Origin of the sequence: Kocuria sp. CPCC 205235 (genome assembly GCF_040980905.1) — a bacterium.
Lineage (GTDB): Bacteria > Actinomycetota > Actinomycetes > Actinomycetales > Micrococcaceae > Kocuria > Kocuria carniphila.
On record NZ_JAVKPR010000002.1, the window covers coordinates 235,313 to 251,916 of the forward strand.

Here is a 16,604-nt window from a genome sequence, read left to right on the forward strand (position 1 = left end):
GAGATAGCGTGGCAGCACGCGTCCTGATCATCGGACTCAACTATTCACCGGAACACACGGGCATCGCCCCGTACACAGCCGGCATGGCTCGCGCGCTGCGCGAGGAGGGATGGGACGCCCGGGTCATCACGGGTCTCCCGCACTACCCGCAGTGGCGCGTCCACGAAGGTTATTCGCACCGCCGCGCCGCGCACGAGGAGATCGACGGCGTGCCCGTCCTGCGCGTGCCGCACCCCGTTCCCCACGACGCCGGACAGCTGCGCCGGCTGGGAATGGAGATCGTCTTCGGTCTGCGTGCCGCGACCGCCGCGTGGGGCGATCCCGACGCCGTCGTGGTCGTGAGCCCCGCCCTGTTCTCGTCCGCGATCGTGCGGGTGCGCGCCGCGCTGAGCCGCACGCCGGTGATCGCGTGGGTGCAGGACATCTACACCGCCGGGCTCACCGAGACTGGCGCGGCGAGCGGACCCGTGGCGCGCGTCATGCGCGGTATCGAGAGCACCTTCCTGCGCTCGTGCCAGGGGGTGGTCGTGATCCACGACCGCTTCTCGGACTACCTGCGCCGCGAGATGGCCGTGCCCGCGCGCCGGATCAGCACCGTGCGCAACTGGACCCACATCTCCCAGACCCCCTCGGTGGACACCGACGAGCTGCGGCGTCGTTTCGGGTGGGGCGCGGGCGACGTCGTCGTCCTGCACACGGGCAACATGGGGGCCAAACAGGACCTCGCGAACGTCGCCGCGGCCGCGGATGTGGCCGAGCGCACGGGAGCGCCGCTGCGGTTCGTGCTCGTGGGCGGCGGGCACCAGCGCCCGCAGCTCGAGGAGCTGGCCCGGCGCACGCCGCGCTTCGAGGTCCTGCCCGGGGTCGACGACGAGACCTACGCCGGACTGCTGCGCGCCGCGGACGTCCTGCTGGTCAACGAACGACCGGGGCTCAAGGAGATGTGCGTCCCGAGCAAGCTCACGAGCTACTTCACGGCTGGCCGTCCCGTGCTCGCGGCCGTCGAGGCCGAGAGCCCGTCCGCCGCCGAGCTCGACGCCGCGGACGCGGGCATCCGTGTGGCGCCCGGGGATCCCGAGGCACTCGTGGCGGGCGCCCTGCAACTGCACGAGGAGTGGATCGCGACCGGCGGCGCCACGCACCGCGGCGGACGCCGCTACGTGCGCGACGTGCTCAGCGCCGGCGCCGCGGTCCGTGCCTTCAGCACCGCGCTGCGCGCACTGCTACCCACCGAGACCACCGCACCTGCGGCGGCACTGCATTCCTGATCGGCCGGGACACCCGTCCCGACGTACCACGTCACACAGGGGAGACCACTCATGACCAAGAAAGCACTCATCACCGGCATCACCGGGCAGGACGGTTCCTACCTCGCGGAGCTGTTGCTCGCCAAGGGCTACGAGGTCCACGGCCTGATCCGCCGCGCGTCCACGTTCAACACGTCCCGCATCGACCACCTGTACCAGGACCCGCACGACCCGCAGGCGCGGTTGTTCCTGCACTACGGCGATCTTTCCGACGCCGCCCGTCTGGTCACGCTGCTGGGCGAGATAGACCCGGACGAGGTCTACAACCTCGCGGCCCAGTCGCACGTGCGCGTGTCCTTCGACGAGCCCGAGCACACGGGTGACACCACGGGCCTCGGCACGGTCCGTCTGCTCGAGGCCGTGCGCCGCGCCGGGGTGAAGTGCCGCTTCTACCAGGCCTCCACGTCCGAGCTGTTCGGGGCCACTCCCCCGCCGCAGAACGAGGACACCCCGTTCTACCCGCGCTCCCCGTACGGCGCTGCCAAGATCTACTCCTACTGGATCACCAAGAACTACCGCGAGGCGTACGACATGTTCGCCGTGAACGGGATCCTCTTCAACCACGAGTCCCCGCGCCGCGGCGAGACGTTCGTGACGCGCAAGATCACGCGTGCCGTGGCCGCGATCGCGGCGGGCAAGCAGGACCTGCTCTACATGGGCAACCTGGACGCCGTGCGCGACTGGGGCTATGCGGCGGAGTACGTGGAGGGCATGTGGCGCATGCTCCAGGTGGACGAACCGGAGGACTTCGTGCTGGCCACGGGCCGCCCGTCCACGGTGCGCGAGTTCCTGGAGACCGCGTTCGAGCACGCTGGGCTGGACTGGGAGAAGCACGTCCGCTTCGACGACCGTTACCTGCGCCCCACCGAGGTGGACGCGCTCATCGGTGACCCGTCCAAGGCCGAGCAGAAGCTCGGGTGGAAGGCCACGGTGCACGCCCCGGAGCTCGCGCGGATCATGGTGGACGCGGACCGCGCTGCCCTGGAGTGCGCCGGTTCCCCGTGGATCGACACCGTGTCCGAGCGCATCTGGACGCCGGAGCACGCGGCGTGAGCGCGGACGTGGCGAACCGCCGGGACACCGCTGCCGGCCAGGAGCACTGGCCGCACACGGTGAGCGACCCGGCCGATGCCCGCACGACCGACGACGTCGCCTACACCCCCGGCGCGCTGGACCGCTCCGCGCCGTTCTACGTGGCCGGTCACCGCGGTCTCGTGGGTTCCGCCATCTGGCGTCACCTCCAGGACGAGGGTTTCGAGAACCTGATCGGTGCGAGCTCCCGTGAGCTGGACCTGCGGGACCGCGCGGCCGTGGAGGCGTTCATGGCCGAACACAGGCCGCGCTACCTCGTGCTCGCGGCGGCCAAGGTGGGCGGGATCGGCGCGAACAATTCCCAGCCCGTGGACTTCCTGTCCGACAACCTGCGGATCCAGCTCAACATCCTGGACGCCGCGCGCACCGCCGGCGTGGAACGCGTGCTGTTCCTGGGCTCCTCCTGCATCTACCCCAAACTCGCGGAACAACCGCTGCGCGAGGACTCGCTGCTCACGGGGTACCTGGAGCCCACCAACGACGCCTACGCGATCGCCAAGATCGCCGGCATCCTGCACGTGCAGTCGATGCGACGCCAGTACGGGCTGCCGTGGATCTCCGCGATGCCCACCAACCTCTACGGCCCCGGGGACAACTTCTCCCCGTCCGGCTCCCACGTGCTGCCCGCCATGATCCGCCGCTACGACGAGGCCGTGCGTGCCGGTGACACCGAGATCACCAACTGGGGTTCGGGTTCACCGCGGCGCGAGTTCCTGCACGTGTCGGACCTGGCCACGGCGTGCCTGTACCTCATGGAGCATTACGACGGGCCCCAGCAGGTCAACGTGGGCACCGGCGAGGACGTGACCATCAAGGAACTCGCCGGCCTCGTGGCCTCGGCCACCGGGTACGAGGGCACCACCTCGTGGGACACCTCCAAGCCGGACGGGACGCCCCGCAAGCTTATGGACGTCTCCCTGTTGCGCTCGCTGGGCTGGTCCGCCTCGATCGACCTGCCCACCGGGCTCGACGACGCCGTGGCCTGGTACCGCGCGAATCGCGAGCAGGCGCGGGGCGCCTGAGCGACCGGATGCCCCGCGTAATGCGGGGACACTCCGTGTCATGGGCGAACTCTCCGCATGATGCCGTGACGACCCGCGCGATGCGGGTCATCTCCGCTGCCCCGCGGGGATGGCCGCGGCGTGCCGACCGCAAATAGCATGGGAGCCCGGCGTTAAGAGCCGAGCGCCCTGCTCGAGAAGACGTCCATGAACATCCACGCCTACGTGGTCGATCACGTCGATGCGCCGTTCCGGTGGGAAGAACTCACCGTGGACGAGTCCGTTCCCCTGGAACTCGCGGGCCCCCTCGCGTGCGGTATCACCACCGGGGCGGGAGCCGTGCTCAACACCGCGAACCCCGGCCCGGGTGAATCCGTGGTGGTCTACGGTGTGGGTGCCGTGGGACTCGGGGCCATCATGGCAGCCCACAATTCGGCCGCGGCCACGATCATCGCGGTGGACCTGCATGACTCCCGCCTGGAGCTCGCCCAGCGCTACGGGGCCACGCACGTGATCAATTCCGGGTAGGAGGACTCGCTGGAACGGATCCGGGAGATTACCGGAGGGGCAGCGGACTACGCCATCGAATGCACCGGTGTGATCGCCGTGCTCGAGGAGGCCATCGAGGCGATCGGCATGCTCGGCACGTGCCTCCTGATCGGCGGCGCACCCACGGACGCCCGGTTCTCCGCGGACCACATGCGCACGCTGTTCGGCAAGCGGATCGTGGGCGCCCTGGGCGGTTCACGGACCTCCCAGGAGATGATCTCCGCGCTGCTCGCCCTGTGGAAGGTCGGGCGGTTCCCCTTCGACGAGCTCGTGCGGACCTACCCCATGGCCGAGATCGAACAGGCCATCCGGGACACCCGCTCCGGTGAGGTCATCAAGGCGGTGCTCACGCTCGAGTGAGCTCCGCCCGCCGCGCCGTGGGGCGCCACGCGTCCACGCCCACGACCAGGCCGAGGATCGCGATCACCAGCAGCAGCGAGGCCGTCACGTCCGTGAGCCAGTGGTACCCCAGGTAGAGCCGACTGAACGCGACCACCCCGATCAGCACCACCCCCGCCGCGGCCACCCACCATCGGGTGATCGGGGAGCGGGAGGGGCGCAGCGTCGTCGTACCCGTTGCGGCCTCAAAGGACGACGCCGCCGCGGGACCCGCCGCCGGTGACCGCGGGCTCGTCGAGGCGCCCGCGCAGGAAGGTGGACCGTCCGGTCGCCGGGGTCGAGGTGGTCGTGGCGTCATGCTGCGCCCGCAAATCGGGAACGAGCTGTGCGTTGGCCCTACGCCACCAGGAGCCAGCAGCCCGCCAGCCCGATGGTCGAGAGAACCGCAGCCACCAGGAACGACCGCCACGGCGCACTGCGTCCCACCAGGACGTATGCGACGAGGACCACGGCGAACTCACGGATGACCAGCAGCGTGGCCGCGAGGTGCAGGTCGAACGACGCGACCCATGCGATCAGCGCACCGAAGACCACGCCGATCACCGGACCCACGAACGTCTTCCAGGCCGCACCGGTGCGCACGAGCAGCACGGAGGCCGCCCAGGACAGCACTACGGGGAAGGACACCATGGCGATGAACGGCACCATGGACATCGCGGGTTTCCAGTCGCCACCCAGCAGGGGCGTGAGGACCACGCTCGCCGTAAGGGCGATCAGCACGCACGCGAACGCGAGCATGAGCGCGCGCAGCAACAAATGGTCACTCGCGCTCCGGATCTCCTCCGGGGTCTCCTTGTCCGCGATCCCCACGCGCACCACGTTCGCGGTGGACGCGGCCAGGGCGTCCCCCGGGGCGCGGCCCACGGCGCTGCCCGCGGTGTAGGTACCGAGGACGGCGGTGCCGGCGAACACGGCCATGAACAGTCGCTCGGCCTGGCCCTGGAACCAGGACACCAGCGCGTAGCCGGACATCGTGCCCATGTCGGAGAGGATCGAACGCTCGCCCGGAGTGGAGTGCGGCAGGGGCTGGGTGTTACGGCGCGCACGGCGCCAGCACAGCAGGGCGAACATGCCCTCCGTGACGGCCAGCTGCAGGGCCGGGCCCAGCAGCGAGTGGGTTAGCACCAGGATGGTCCCGCCCACGAGCAGACCCGCGAGGGAGGCCCGCAACTGCATCCGGGCCAGGGTCCCCCACTGGCTGGTGGCCTGCAGCGTGCCCACGTACAGCAGACCCAGGGCCCCGAAACCGGGCGCGAGCGCCACGGGCAGCACCTGGAAGAACTCGCCCCAGTTCTCGAGCGTCCCGTTGTGCAGAAGGAACAGCATGAGCCCGGTAAGGATCACGAAGGCCAGGACGGGCATGATCACCCGGTAGCGGTTCATGATCTTCATGCCCCCGGGTTCGGTCAGCACGCGGATCACCGCGAACCGGGCCCCGGAGTCGATCGTGACCTGGATGGCCGTGTAGAGCAGGGTCACCACGTTGTAGATACCCACGTAGTGCGGGGACGTGAACGCGGCGAGCGTGAGGATCACGATCGCGGAGGACATCCGCGGGATCGCGCGCTCGATGAGCGACTTGATCTGGTTCAGCATACCGGCGCCGGGATGAGGGTGGCGGCTCTCGCCAACTGACGCCGCGCGTAGTGCCGCGTTCCGGGGCGCACCCCGGCCACGATGGCCTCGAGCTGTCCCCGCGTGCCCCGGATGGATCCGGGGACCCCGCCGTTGGCCTCGAGCCACGGCCGCCCGGACGCGTGGGCCCACGCGGTCCACGCGCGCCGGATCTCGGGGTCGGAGACGATGCGCTCCAGGTAGGTGTCCGAACTCGACAGCTGGCTCTCACTCAACCGGTAGGCCACCACGGGGGTGGCCAGTTTCACGATCCGGGCCCCGGCGCGCAGGGCGTCGAGCCACAGGACGTAGTCCTCCGCGGTGTTGGGCCGCGCGTAGGCGTCCGCGGCCACGAGCGCCTCCCGGGTGGCGAGCATGCTCGAGTGGAACAGGGGGTTGACGAACGGCAGCAGCAGTCCGATCTCGCGGGTCGTGAGACTGCCCGGGTACCCGGGGCGCGGGAGCATCCCCCGCCCGAAGCGGATCCCCGTGCCGCACACGATGTCCGCGTGGCGCACGGCCCGGAAGCCCACCCGGAAACGCCACGGCAGGGAGATGTCGTCCGAGTCCATGCGGGCCACGAGCTCGCTGTCCGTGGACTCCAGGGCCCGACGCATGCACGCCACGGTCCCCCGGTTGACGGCATCGGTCCGGACGACGACGCGGCGGTCCGTCACCCGGCGGGCCGCACGTTCGGTCTCGGCGTCCGGGCCGTCCACGGACACCACCAACTCCGCGTCCCGCGGCATGGCCCGCAGCGTGGAACGCATGGCGCTCTCCACGGTGGCGCCCGACCGATAGGCGGGCATGATGACAGTAAGCCTGGGCATGGTGGTCCTCTTCCCCCGTCACCACATCCCACTCCACCCGTCGAGGCTCCCCGGAGTGTGAAATTGCTGACAAATTCTTTGTCATATAAACAATAGATCAACATGGAGGTTATCATGGTTACAGGCATCCGCGGCCCAGGGAGACGGCACACCGGTTTCACCCCCGGTATCATGCGGATGTAGCGGGCTGTAGGGGTTGTTTCCAGGGGGTTCTGCGAACCGTCCACGGTAATTTACAGCCCGCGGACCGAAGTAGATCGTGTCCCCTAAACAGGGGTAATTAGATAAAGATTAGTCCACATTCAGGACGACAAATTTAATCAAAGGGGTGTGCTCTCGTCGGGCTGACGGGAGCACAGAGGAAATTGGGGGATCACGTGTCTTCACGTGCACGCAACACAGTTGCCAAATTCTTGGCCGTCGTCCTGAGCACCATCGTGCTCGGCGCGCTCGTCGGAGGGCTCGCGGCGGCGCTGCGACCACAGACCTACACATCGACCACCACCGTGATGGTGACCCCGGCGCAGAACCTGCCGAGCGGTCAGACCGAAACTGTGTCGCAGTACATCCTGAGCAACATGCCCACGTACAACAACCTGGCCATGACCTCGAGCGTGCTCAACGAGGCCGCGGATCACGACCGGAGCACGGACGACATCGCCAAGGACCTCTCCGTGGAGGTCCCCACCGGCTCGAGCCTCGTGAAGCTCGCGTACACGGACACCAACGGTCAGCGCAGCGCGGCCATCGCCGATGACCTCGCGACCGGCCTGCGGGACTCCATCCGGCAGTTCTCGCCCCAGAGCCAGGGCATGTCCCAGGTGGACGTGGCCATCGTCCAGCAGGCGGAGGCCGCCACGTCCGACAACAAGCCCAGCGTGAAGCGTTGGGCCCTGATCGGCTCCGGGATCGGGGCCGTGGCCGGCATCGCCCTGGCGCAGGCACTCGGACGGCGACCCGGCTCCCACCGGCACCCGTCCGGAGCCACCGCGGTGAACCGCTCGAGCTACTCGGCGTCGTGAACTGGCAGCGTGCCGTCACGTTGGACCGGGTCCCGGTCCTGACACTGATCCTCTTCCTGCTGGTCAGTTGGGCATCCACGGTGTACTTTCTGGACCACTCCGTCGTGACGATCCCCAGCCCCTTCACACCCGTGTGGGGTGCCTACGACCACGAGGACGCTGCGCGCCTGGTGTCCTGGGCGATCGCGGGGCTGATCCTGGCCCTGCTGGTCCCGCTCCCGGGGGCCACGGTCTCCTGGCGCTCGCTCATCCACACGGTGGGCGCCCAAGTGCGGTCACTGTCCTGGCTGTGGTTGCTGGTCACGTTCGGGACCCTGGCATTGATGATCCTCACCAAGGGTCACTACTTGCTGGAGGCGCCCCGGTACCTGGAGTTCGTGGCACCCGCACCGCTGGTCTCGGCCGTGAGCGTGGTACAACCGGCGGCCGTGCTGGCGGCGGGGTTCCTGTCCGTGAAGCATCCCACGTTGGCACGGGTGGCCATGGTGTTGTGGCTCGTGGTCCTGTTCGCGTGCGCCACGCGGGTGTTCGCCGGCGTCATCCTGCTCTACATGGTGGGCAAGTTCCTGGCGGGCGGCAGGATGTCCTGGCTGGGCTGGCTCGGCACGGCGATCATCACCGTGATCCTGCTGCCCATCCCGCTCTACTGCCGTGAACTGAAAATGCACGGGTTGATCCCCTACGCCCACGCGATGGAGAAGATCATCCAGGACCCCGCGTTCTTTGGGAAGTCCCTGGTGACCACTACGAGCAGTTTCGGGTTCAGTGTCCCGCTGTTGATCTTCGTGAGCCGGCAGCAGGGGATCACGGCGTCGGACATGCTCATTTCGCTCAACCCCGGCCCGGGATCCATGGTGGGCTGGTACGACATCCTCTTCCACATGCGCGTCCACGAGTTCATCCCGTATTCCGCACTGGGTGAATGGGCCAGCTTCGGCGGGTTCGTGCTCCTGCTCTTCACGCTCGTGTGGGCCCTGGCGGTGCGTATCTGCCTCAAGAGCGTGGCGTCCAACCCCCACCCCACCATGGTGCTCTTCCTCTCCGCGGTGCTGGGCATGTCTTTGCTCATGGTCGTGATGATCACGCAGTACAACACGCGCGCCGTCAGTCGGATCGTGTCCATGATGATCCTGGTGACCGTCCTGGACCGGCTCGTCCGGCCCTGGACCGCGCGCTATCTGCAGCGCCGGTCCGCGCGGCTCGCGCGATGGCACCGCGCGGGCGGGGTGCGTGAGGATGCAGTCATCGATGCGGGATGAGCGGGCCCCGTCACGGGGAGTCTCCGTCACGCGCCGCGGTTTGTTCGTCCTGACCGGATCCGCGGCGGTCCTGCTGGCCGCGTCCTGCGGGGAGGATCCGGACCGGACCACGTGGACGCGGGGCGCGGATTCCCTGCCCGACCGGCAGGTCTGGGCGCACATGGTGCCCCAGGGGCTGCCGCTGAGCGAGGATCCGCAGACCCACTACGGCAGCGAGCGCCCACTCTTCCTCGCCCCGGCGGGCACGCCCTACCCGCAGCTCGTGCAGTCGCAGCTCGACCAGGCCCGGGCCGCGGGTCTCACGGGGATGCAGATCCTGCTGCTGGAGGACGTCAATTCCGGTGACGACTTCGTCACCGACTGGATGGCGGCGGCGGACCCAACCTGGCAGGACGGGGCCCGCGGTTTCGCGGTCGCCGCGTGCATCCAGGTCACGTCCCGCTCCGGGGCCGAGTCCCTGATCAGGGAGTACGTGGCCGCGGCGAAGGACCGCCCGTCCGCCGCGCGGATCGACGACGCGCTGGTCGTGTGGGTCTACGACGCCCGTGCGCTGTCCCCCGACGACTGGCTCGCGTGCCGCCGCGGTCTCGAACGGGACGGGATCGCCGTCTACGTCGTGGCCGAGCTGCGCACCGCCGCGAGCCAGAACGACAATGCCTTCGACGCGGCCACTGTGGACCCGTACGCCGGACTCTTCGAGGCGGTGTGGCTCTTCGACGACCACGACTTCATGATCCTTCCCGACGTCGCCCGCTGGGCCCGCGAGCATGACACCGCGTTCGCGGGCGGGATCCTGCCCGGGTACAACCGGGAGACCACCAACGGCGGGTACGTGGATGCTCGGGCCACTGAACTGTGGCGCTCCCAGTGGCAGCTGCAACGCGACGCCGGCGCCGGGTGGGCCACCGCGGTGACCTGGAACGACGTCGTGGAACGCACGGCCGTGCAACCGGCCACCGACTGGGGCACCACGCGCGCGGACCTCACGGCCCACTTCGCGGCGCAGTTCCGCGGCGAGACCCCGCCCACCCGGGACCCCGTGGGCTACGTGACGTCCCCCCAGTTCCTGATCGAGGGTCGTAACGTCCTGGCGGAGGGCCTGGTGATCAACCACGGCGCGGAGCCCGTCCGGGTGCGGGTGCGCGTCATCGCGCGGGACGAGCGCGACCTCGCGAGCTCCGACCCCGTCACGGTCGCCGCAGGCGAAGCCGGGGCGGCGGTGCTCGATCGCGGGATCGAGGCGGACGCCGGGAGCTGGGTGTACGCCGTCGTGGACGTCACGGACGGAACCGGGCGGAGACTCAGCAGCACCCGTGGGGCGCCGGTCGTCGTCTACGCGCCCGAGGACCCGGCCGTCCCGCAGCCCGCCCGCCGCACGTACTACTCGCTCGCCTCCGATCGCAGCGCGGCGTTCACCGACCTCGTGGCGCCACCGCCCCGCGACGCCGACGCCCGGTCCCTTCGGCTGACGGCGCGCGAGCCCGTGCGCTCGCTCGAGGTGCTGCACAACACGTGGCCCGCCGGCCTCGCCGTGGGGCAGCAGGACGTGGCGTACGAGGATCCGCCGCAGAGCATCGTGGGCGGGCAGAACGTCGCCACCCCGGCGCACGGCTTCACGGTCGCGCGCGCCGTCGGGCAGGACGGCAGCATCGCGTATTCCACCCCGGTGTACCGCCGGGACGACCCATGAGAAGACCGCCGAGGCACGCACCTCGGCACGCAGGCCACGACCATCGCACCGCCATCGCGGTCCCGGGCAAGGGAGAGACCATGACACACACGACGAGACGCCTGGCCACCTTCACCGGCCGCGGCTACGACAAGGGCCGGGGAAGGCTGCAGTGCGCCGCGTGGGCCCTCGTGGCGGAACCGCTGCAACGGTCCGTCCTGTGCCCGCCGAGCGTACGCACCCGGATCCTGCGGGCCTTCGGCGCGCAGATCGGGGAGGGCACACTGATCCGCCACGACGTGCGGATCCACTGGCCGTGGAAACTGACCGTGGGCGAGAACTCGTGGATCGGCGTGGGCGCATGGTTGCTCAACCTGGAGCCCATCACGATCGGCTCGGACGTGTGCGTGTCGCAGGGCGCCATGCTGTGCACGGGCAGCCACCGCGCGGACGACCCGGCCTTCGAGTTCGACAACGCCCCCATCACCGTGGCCGACGGCGCATGGATCGCCCTGCGAGCCACCGTCCTGCGCGGCGTCACGGTGGGCGAGGGCGCCGTCGTGGGAGCCACCGCGCTCGTCACGCGGGACGTCCCGGCCGGGGCGCGCGTGCTCGCCCCCGTGGCCACGAAGGCGTGAGCGGCATGCGGATCCTGCAGGTCGTCGCCCTGGTCTCGGGCACCAACGCGTACGGCGGGCCCACCACGGTGGCCCTCAACCAGTGCCGCGCGCTCGCCGACGCCGGACACGACGTGATCCTCGCCGCGACCGGCTCCGATCTGGGCGCGGCCCTGCCCACCGAACGCGACGGCGTGCGCACGCAGCTCTTCCGTCCCGTCCAGGCCCTGCCGGGTGCGGGTTTCGCAGGTCTCACATCGCCGGCCATGCTGTCGTGGCTGCGCCGGGTCGCGCCGACCGCGGACGTGGTGCACGTGCACACGGCGCGTGACCTGCTGACCCTGCCGGCCGCGTGGCTCGCGGAGCGCGCGGGCACCCGAACCGTCCTGCAGACCCACGGGATGATCGACCCGTCCGAGAATCCCCTCGCGGGGCCCCTGGACGCCCTGCTGACCCGGCGGGTGCTGCGGGACGCGCACCGGGTCTGCTATCTCACCCCTCAGGAGGAACAGGACCTCATCGAGGTCGCCCGCGGGCCCGTGAACCTCATGGAACTGCACAATGGGATGCCCGCATCCTCGCGCCCCCGCGTGCCGCGGGAAGACGACGAGTGTCGCGTGCTGTTCCTCGCGCGTCTGCAGGATCGCAAGCGTCCGCTCGCGTTCGTGGCCGCCGCGCGATCCCTGGCCGAGCGGTTCCCGCGCGCCACGTTCACGCTCGTGGGCCCGGATGAGGGCCAGGGGGACGCGGTGCGCGCGGCGATCGCGGCCGCGGGCCTCGGCGAGCGCCTCACGTGGGCCGGCCCGGTGGACTCCTCGGGCGCGGCGCGGTGGATGGCGGAATCGGACGTGTACGTCCTACCCTCCGTCCACGAGCCGTACCCCATGTCGGTTCTCGAGGCCATGTCCGCGGGACTGCCCGTGGTCGTGACGGACACGTGCGGGCTCGCGCCCACGGTCGCGCGAACGGGGTCCGGCGCGGTCGTGGACGACACCCAGCCATCCCTCGAAGATGCCCTCGCGCAGCTGATCGCTGATCCCAAGCGGCGACGGCGAGCGGGTCGGGCGGCCGCGGACACGATCGCGCGCGAGTACGGGATGCGCGCCGTCGTCGAGAAGCTGCTGGGCGCGTACCGGGACTGAGCGGACGGCGCGGTCCCGGAGGACGACGCCGCCGGGTCACCCCGCGCGCGAGCGCCGCGCTCGGGGGTGACCCGGAATGCTACGTCGTGAAACGGGGCGCCCGCGCCCCACCCCATAGGATGGACGGGTGAAGGCCTTACTGCTTGAGAACATCCATACCGACGCCGTTGACCTCCTGCGCAGCCGCGGAGTTGAGGTCGAGACCCGCAAGGGTGCGCTGGACCCCGCCGAGTTGAAGGACGCGCTGCACGGCGTGGACATGCTGGGGATCCGATCGAAGACCCAGGTCACGCGCGAGGTGCTGGAAGCGCACCCGCAGCTGCAGACCATTGGTGCGTTCTGCATCGGCACCAACCAGATCGACCTGACCGCCGCCACGGACACCGCCACCGTGGTGTTCAACGCGCCGTACTCCAACACCCGATCCGTGGTGGAACTGGCGATGGGCGAGATCATCGTGATGGCGCGTCACCTGACCGACAAGAACAAGGCCATGCACGAGGGCGTGTGGGACAAGTCCGCCAAGGGCTCCCACGAGGTGCGCGGCCGCACGCTGGGCATCGTGGGCTACGGCAATATCGGCAAGCAGCTGTCCGTGCTGGCCGAGGCATTCGGCATGAAGGTCTACTACTTCGACACCGTGGACCGCCTGGCCATGGGCAATGCCACCAAGTGTGATTCCCTGGACGAGCTGCTGCAGTCGGTCGAAACGGTGACTCTGCACGTGGACGGCCGCCCGAACAACGCCAACATGTTCGGCCGCGAGCAGTTCCGCAAGATGCGCCCGCGCTCACTGTTCCTGAACCTGTCCCGCGGTCACGTGGTTGACCACGAGGCGCTGCGCGAGGCCCTGGTCTCCGGCCACGTGGCGGGTGCCGCGGTGGACGTGTTCCCCACCGAGCCCAAGGTCGCCGGCGATCCGTTCACCTCGCCGCTGCAGGGGCTGCCCAACGTGATCCTCACCCCGCACGTGGGCGGCTCCACTGCGGAGGCACAGGAGAACATCGGACAGTTCGTGGCCGGCAAGCTGGTCGACTACAGCCGCTACGGTTCCACGAGCCTGTCCGTGAACTTCCCGGAGGTTCAGCTGGATCCGGAGATCGTCGGCACCCGTCTGCTGCACATCCACAGCAACCTGCCCGGCGTGCTGGCTCGCGTGAACTCGGTGCTGGGCGAGCACGGCATCAACGTGGACCGGCAGCAGCTGGTCACCAAGGGCCAGACCGGCTACCTGGTCACCGATTGCGGCAACGGCGTGACCCCGGAGGTCGTGGCAGCCATCGAGGCACTGCCCGAAACCATTCGGGTGGCCACCGTCAGCTAGCGCCACTCCCCCGCTGGCACGTCTTCAAACGCGACCGACCCGGCGAGAATCCGAACCAATGGCCCGCCCCCATTCACCGGGGCGGGCCATTGGCGCTCGTGACCCGCCGCGCGTCAAGGTTACGGGCGAAATACTCAGTAACTTCATAGAATAAATACCACGTAATCCCCATCACAATGACGTGGAGATCCCCATGAGCCACCCAGCGGTGCCCGGCGCGCACCTCAAGAACCTTGATCCAGATCCGCACCGCGGTGAAGAGGTCAACTTCCAATCCCCCGGCGAACGTGCAGAGGCCGAGGACCCCAAAACCCACCGCATCAAGTGGCTCGGCCTGATCGCAGGTCTTGCGCTGGCACTCCTCGTGTATTTCTTGATGCCCGGCGACGTAGCCCAGGGCGCCCGCCTCACCGCGGCCACGGCCGTTCTCATGGGTGCATGGTGGATGACCGAAGCCCTCCCGCTCCCGGCCACCGCCCTGGTTCCGCTGGTGGTCTTCCCGGTCCTCGGTGACGACGTCAAGTTCGACGACGTGGGAGCTTCCTACGGCAACAACGTGATCTTCCTGTTCATGGGCGGCTTCCTGTTGGCCCTGGCCATGCAGCGCTGGAACCTGCACCGCCGCATCGCCCTGCTGACCGTCAAGGTCATCGGCACCAAGCCCACCCAGATGGTTGCGGGCTTCATGGTCGCGACCGGCTTCCTCTCCATGTGGGTCTCCAACACCGCAACCGCCGTGATGATGCTCCCGATCGGCGTGTCCGTGCTGCTGTTGGTCACCAAGATCGGCGACGGAACCGACACCGGTGCCGACGCCACACCTGAGGGCGCCGCATCCGACGCTCGCCAGGCAACCGACGACGCCGCTCCGGCCACCTCCCAGGCCGGCCCCGACACCGAAGTTGACCCCGAGGACAGCTCGGTGAAGCAGGAGATCATCAAGTCCAACTTCGGTACGGCGTTGATGTTGGGTATCGCGTATGCCGCCTCGATCGGTTCGCTGGGCACCATCATCGGCACCCCGCCGAACACCCTGATGGCCGGTTACCTGTCCGACACCCATGACATCCAGATCGGCTTCGGCCAGTGGATGCTGGTGGGAGTCCCGCTGGCGGTCGTGATGCTGGCGATCTGCTGGTTCTTGCTCACCAAGGTGTTGTTCAAGCCCGAAATCACCGAAATCCCGGGCGGCAAGGAACTCATCCAGGACGAACTTCACAAACTCGGCCCCATGTCCTCCGGTGAGAAGCGTGTGCTGGCCATCTTCATCCTGGCTGCCGTCTCTTGGGTGTTCATTCCGATGATTTTCGACACCCCGCCGATCTCCGACGCGGGAATCGCCATGACCATTGGTTTGCTGCTGTTCTTCTGCCCCGCCGGTGCCGCACGCGGCGTGCGTCTGCTGGACTGGGATTCTGCCGTCAAGCTGCCCTGGGGTGTTCTGTTGCTGTTCGGCGGCGGTTTGGCGCTGTCCTCGCAGTTCTCGGGTTCCGGCCTGACCGAGTGGATCGGCGAGCAGGCCCAGGGTCTGGGTGGCGTTCCCATGATCCTGATGGTGTTGGTCTTCGCGGCCGGCATCCTGTTCCTGACCGAGTTGACCTCCAACACCGCAACCGCCGCCACGTTCTTGCCGGTTGCCGGTGGCGTGGCCATGGGCCTGGGAATCGACCCGATGCTGCTGGCCATCCCGGTGGCGCTTGCCGCTACCTGCGCGTTCATGCTCCCGGTGGCCACCCCGCCCAACGCCATTGCCTTCGGCTCCGGGTATGTGACCATCTCGCAAATGATTCGGGGCGGCGTTTTCCTGAATCTGATCGCCATGGTCCTCATCACCCTGGTGACCATGACGCTGGCCGTATGGGTCTTCGGACTCACCTTCTAGCGTTCACCCGCTGTCGGCCCGCCAGGGCACAGACGAACTGAGGGCCCGGAACCGTACGGTTCCGGGCCCTCAGCGTTAGACGGGAAGAACGTTACTTCTTCTTGTCAGACTTCTTGTCGCTCTTCTTGTCCGACTTGCTGGACTTGGCGGCCTTAGTGGACTTGGTCGACTTACCCGACTTGTCCGCTGCAACCGACTTGGCCGCGCCCTTCTCGGTGCTGGCGCTGGAGTTCTCCAGGGTTCCGGTCACGGACTCGATGTGCGAGCGCATGAACCACTGGAACAATTCGAGTTCCTTGACCTGGCCGATCAGCATGTCCTCGGTGATCGGGTCCACCTTGCCGGCCTTCTCAATGGCCTTGCGGTGGTCCTTGATCACGCCGGAGTAGACCAGATCCAGTGCGGCAAGGTGCTCCACACCGGTAGCGCGCATCACGTCGTAGTCGTCCCACTTGCGGGACGCGACGATGGCTCCGGGCAGACCGTTGGGCGACACGCCCATGGTGGCCATGCGCTCGGCAACCTCGTCCACGAAGCCGCGAACGGTTTCGATCTGCGGGTCCAGCATTTCGTGGACGGAGATGAAGTTGGGGCCCACCACGTTCCAGTGAGCGTGCTTGAGCGTGAGCTGCAGGTCGTTCAAAGCGTTCAGACGCTGCTGCAGCGTGTCAGCGAGAGCGTGGCCCTCGGTGGTGGTCAGACCCGGAACGGTGTAGCTGGCGTTCTTGTTGGACTTCTTAGCCATGTGAACCTCCTTGTGCACCCGGCGTACTGAAAACTCGCCGCTGTCATGGTGCGGTTTATTTTGATGTATTCATAATAACAAGTTCGCGAACACTCCACCAGGAACAAGGGTTCGCCCGCGGAGTAATTAGTGACGCCGGTCACTCATCGCAT

Annotated in this window: 14 protein-coding genes and 1 pseudogene; 11 read left to right on the top strand and 4 right to left on the bottom strand. The window is 68.5% G+C overall.

All coding sequences use genetic code 11. The annotated features are described in order from the left end of the window. Nucleotides 1–8 precede the first annotated feature (8 nt). The 4 genes and pseudogenes from RF638_RS02565 to RF638_RS02580 all read left to right on the top strand — a co-directional run bounded on the left by RF638_RS02565 (nucleotide 9) and on the right by RF638_RS02580 (nucleotide 4,309). Nucleotides 9–1,268 (top strand): glycosyltransferase family 4 protein, encoded by a 1,260-nt coding sequence (locus RF638_RS02565; protein ID WP_131333603.1) that lies wholly within the window; start codon nucleotides 9–11, stop codon nucleotides 1,266–1,268. Between the two features lie 51 nt (nucleotides 1,269–1,319). Next, on the top strand, nucleotides 1,320–2,360 hold the full coding sequence (gmd, locus tag RF638_RS02570; RefSeq protein ID WP_035964951.1) for a GDP-mannose 4,6-dehydratase: 1,041 nt from the start codon (nucleotides 1,320–1,322) through the stop codon (nucleotides 2,358–2,360). Between the two features lie 59 nt (nucleotides 2,361–2,419). Beyond that, on the top strand, nucleotides 2,420–3,421 hold the full coding sequence (locus RF638_RS02575; RefSeq protein ID WP_167319209.1) for a GDP-L-fucose synthase: 1,002 nt from the start codon (nucleotides 2,420–2,422) through the stop codon (nucleotides 3,419–3,421). Between the two features lie 186 nt (nucleotides 3,422–3,607). Beyond that, nucleotides 3,608–4,309 (top strand): annotated as a pseudogene (locus RF638_RS02580) (zinc-binding dehydrogenase). Here the strand turns inward: RF638_RS02580 and RF638_RS02585 are convergent. The 3 genes from RF638_RS02585 to RF638_RS02595 are packed head-to-tail and all read right to left on the bottom strand — an operon-like array spanning nucleotide 4,296 to nucleotide 6,792. After that, nucleotides 4,296–4,646, bottom strand: coding sequence for a phosphatase PAP2 family protein (locus tag RF638_RS02585; RefSeq protein ID WP_368841381.1), 351 nt, complete (start codon nucleotides 4,644–4,646; stop codon nucleotides 4,296–4,298). The pseudogene RF638_RS02580 and the gene RF638_RS02585 overlap by 14 nt on opposite strands. Before the next feature lie 38 nt (nucleotides 4,647–4,684). After that, on the bottom strand, nucleotides 4,685–5,944 hold the full coding sequence (locus RF638_RS02590) for a lipopolysaccharide biosynthesis protein (RefSeq protein ID WP_368841382.1): 1,260 nt from the start codon (nucleotides 5,942–5,944) through the stop codon (nucleotides 4,685–4,687). Then, nucleotides 5,938–6,792 carry a glycosyltransferase family 2 protein gene (locus tag RF638_RS02595; protein WP_368841383.1) on the bottom strand — a complete coding sequence of 285 codons (855 nt, stop codon included), beginning with the start codon at nucleotides 6,790–6,792 and terminating at the stop codon, nucleotides 5,938–5,940. The genes RF638_RS02590 and RF638_RS02595 overlap by 7 nt, the downstream gene beginning before the upstream one ends. A 377-nt stretch (nucleotides 6,793–7,169) precedes the next feature. On the opposite strand from RF638_RS02595, the gene RF638_RS02600 reads away from it, so the two are divergent. The 7 genes from RF638_RS02600 (at nucleotide 7,170) to RF638_RS02630 (ending at nucleotide 15,707) form a co-directional block, all read left to right on the top strand. After that, the gene (locus RF638_RS02600) at nucleotides 7,170–7,814 is read left to right on the top strand and encodes a YveK family protein (RefSeq protein ID WP_368841384.1); all 645 of its coding nucleotides are present in this window, start codon (nucleotides 7,170–7,172) and stop codon (nucleotides 7,812–7,814) included. Next, nucleotides 7,811–9,073 (top strand): hypothetical protein, encoded by a 1,263-nt coding sequence (locus RF638_RS02605; protein ID WP_368841385.1) that lies wholly within the window; start codon nucleotides 7,811–7,813, stop codon nucleotides 9,071–9,073. The genes RF638_RS02600 and RF638_RS02605 overlap by 4 nt, the downstream gene beginning before the upstream one ends. Beyond that, nucleotides 9,051–10,763 carry a hypothetical protein gene (locus tag RF638_RS02610; RefSeq protein WP_368841386.1) on the top strand — a complete coding sequence of 571 codons (1,713 nt, stop codon included), beginning with the start codon at nucleotides 9,051–9,053 and terminating at the stop codon, nucleotides 10,761–10,763. The genes RF638_RS02605 and RF638_RS02610 overlap by 23 nt, the downstream gene beginning before the upstream one ends. Nucleotides 10,764–10,843: 80 nt before the next feature. After that, entirely contained in the window at nucleotides 10,844–11,380 is a 537-nt protein-coding gene (locus RF638_RS02615) for a DapH/DapD/GlmU-related protein (RefSeq protein WP_193519976.1), read from the top strand. A 5-nt stretch (nucleotides 11,381–11,385) separates the two neighbouring features. Then, entirely contained in the window at nucleotides 11,386–12,501 is a 1,116-nt protein-coding gene (locus RF638_RS02620) for a glycosyltransferase (protein WP_368841387.1), read from the top strand. 127 nt (nucleotides 12,502–12,628) lie between these two features. Then, the gene (gene serA, locus RF638_RS02625; RefSeq protein WP_368841388.1) at nucleotides 12,629–13,825 is read left to right on the top strand and encodes a phosphoglycerate dehydrogenase; all 1,197 of its coding nucleotides are present in this window, start codon (nucleotides 12,629–12,631) and stop codon (nucleotides 13,823–13,825) included. Nucleotides 13,826–14,018: 193 nt separating this feature from the next. Further along, nucleotides 14,019–15,707, top strand: coding sequence for a DASS family sodium-coupled anion symporter (locus tag RF638_RS02630; RefSeq protein ID WP_315276513.1), 1,689 nt, complete (start codon nucleotides 14,019–14,021; stop codon nucleotides 15,705–15,707). A gap of 91 nt (nucleotides 15,708–15,798) precedes the next feature. Here RF638_RS02630 and RF638_RS02635 read toward each other — a convergent pair whose 3' ends face one another. Then, nucleotides 15,799–16,452, bottom strand: a complete 654-nt coding sequence (locus RF638_RS02635) for a Dps family protein (RefSeq protein ID WP_368841389.1) — start codon at nucleotides 16,450–16,452, stop codon at nucleotides 15,799–15,801. Nucleotides 16,453–16,604 lie beyond the last annotated feature (152 nt).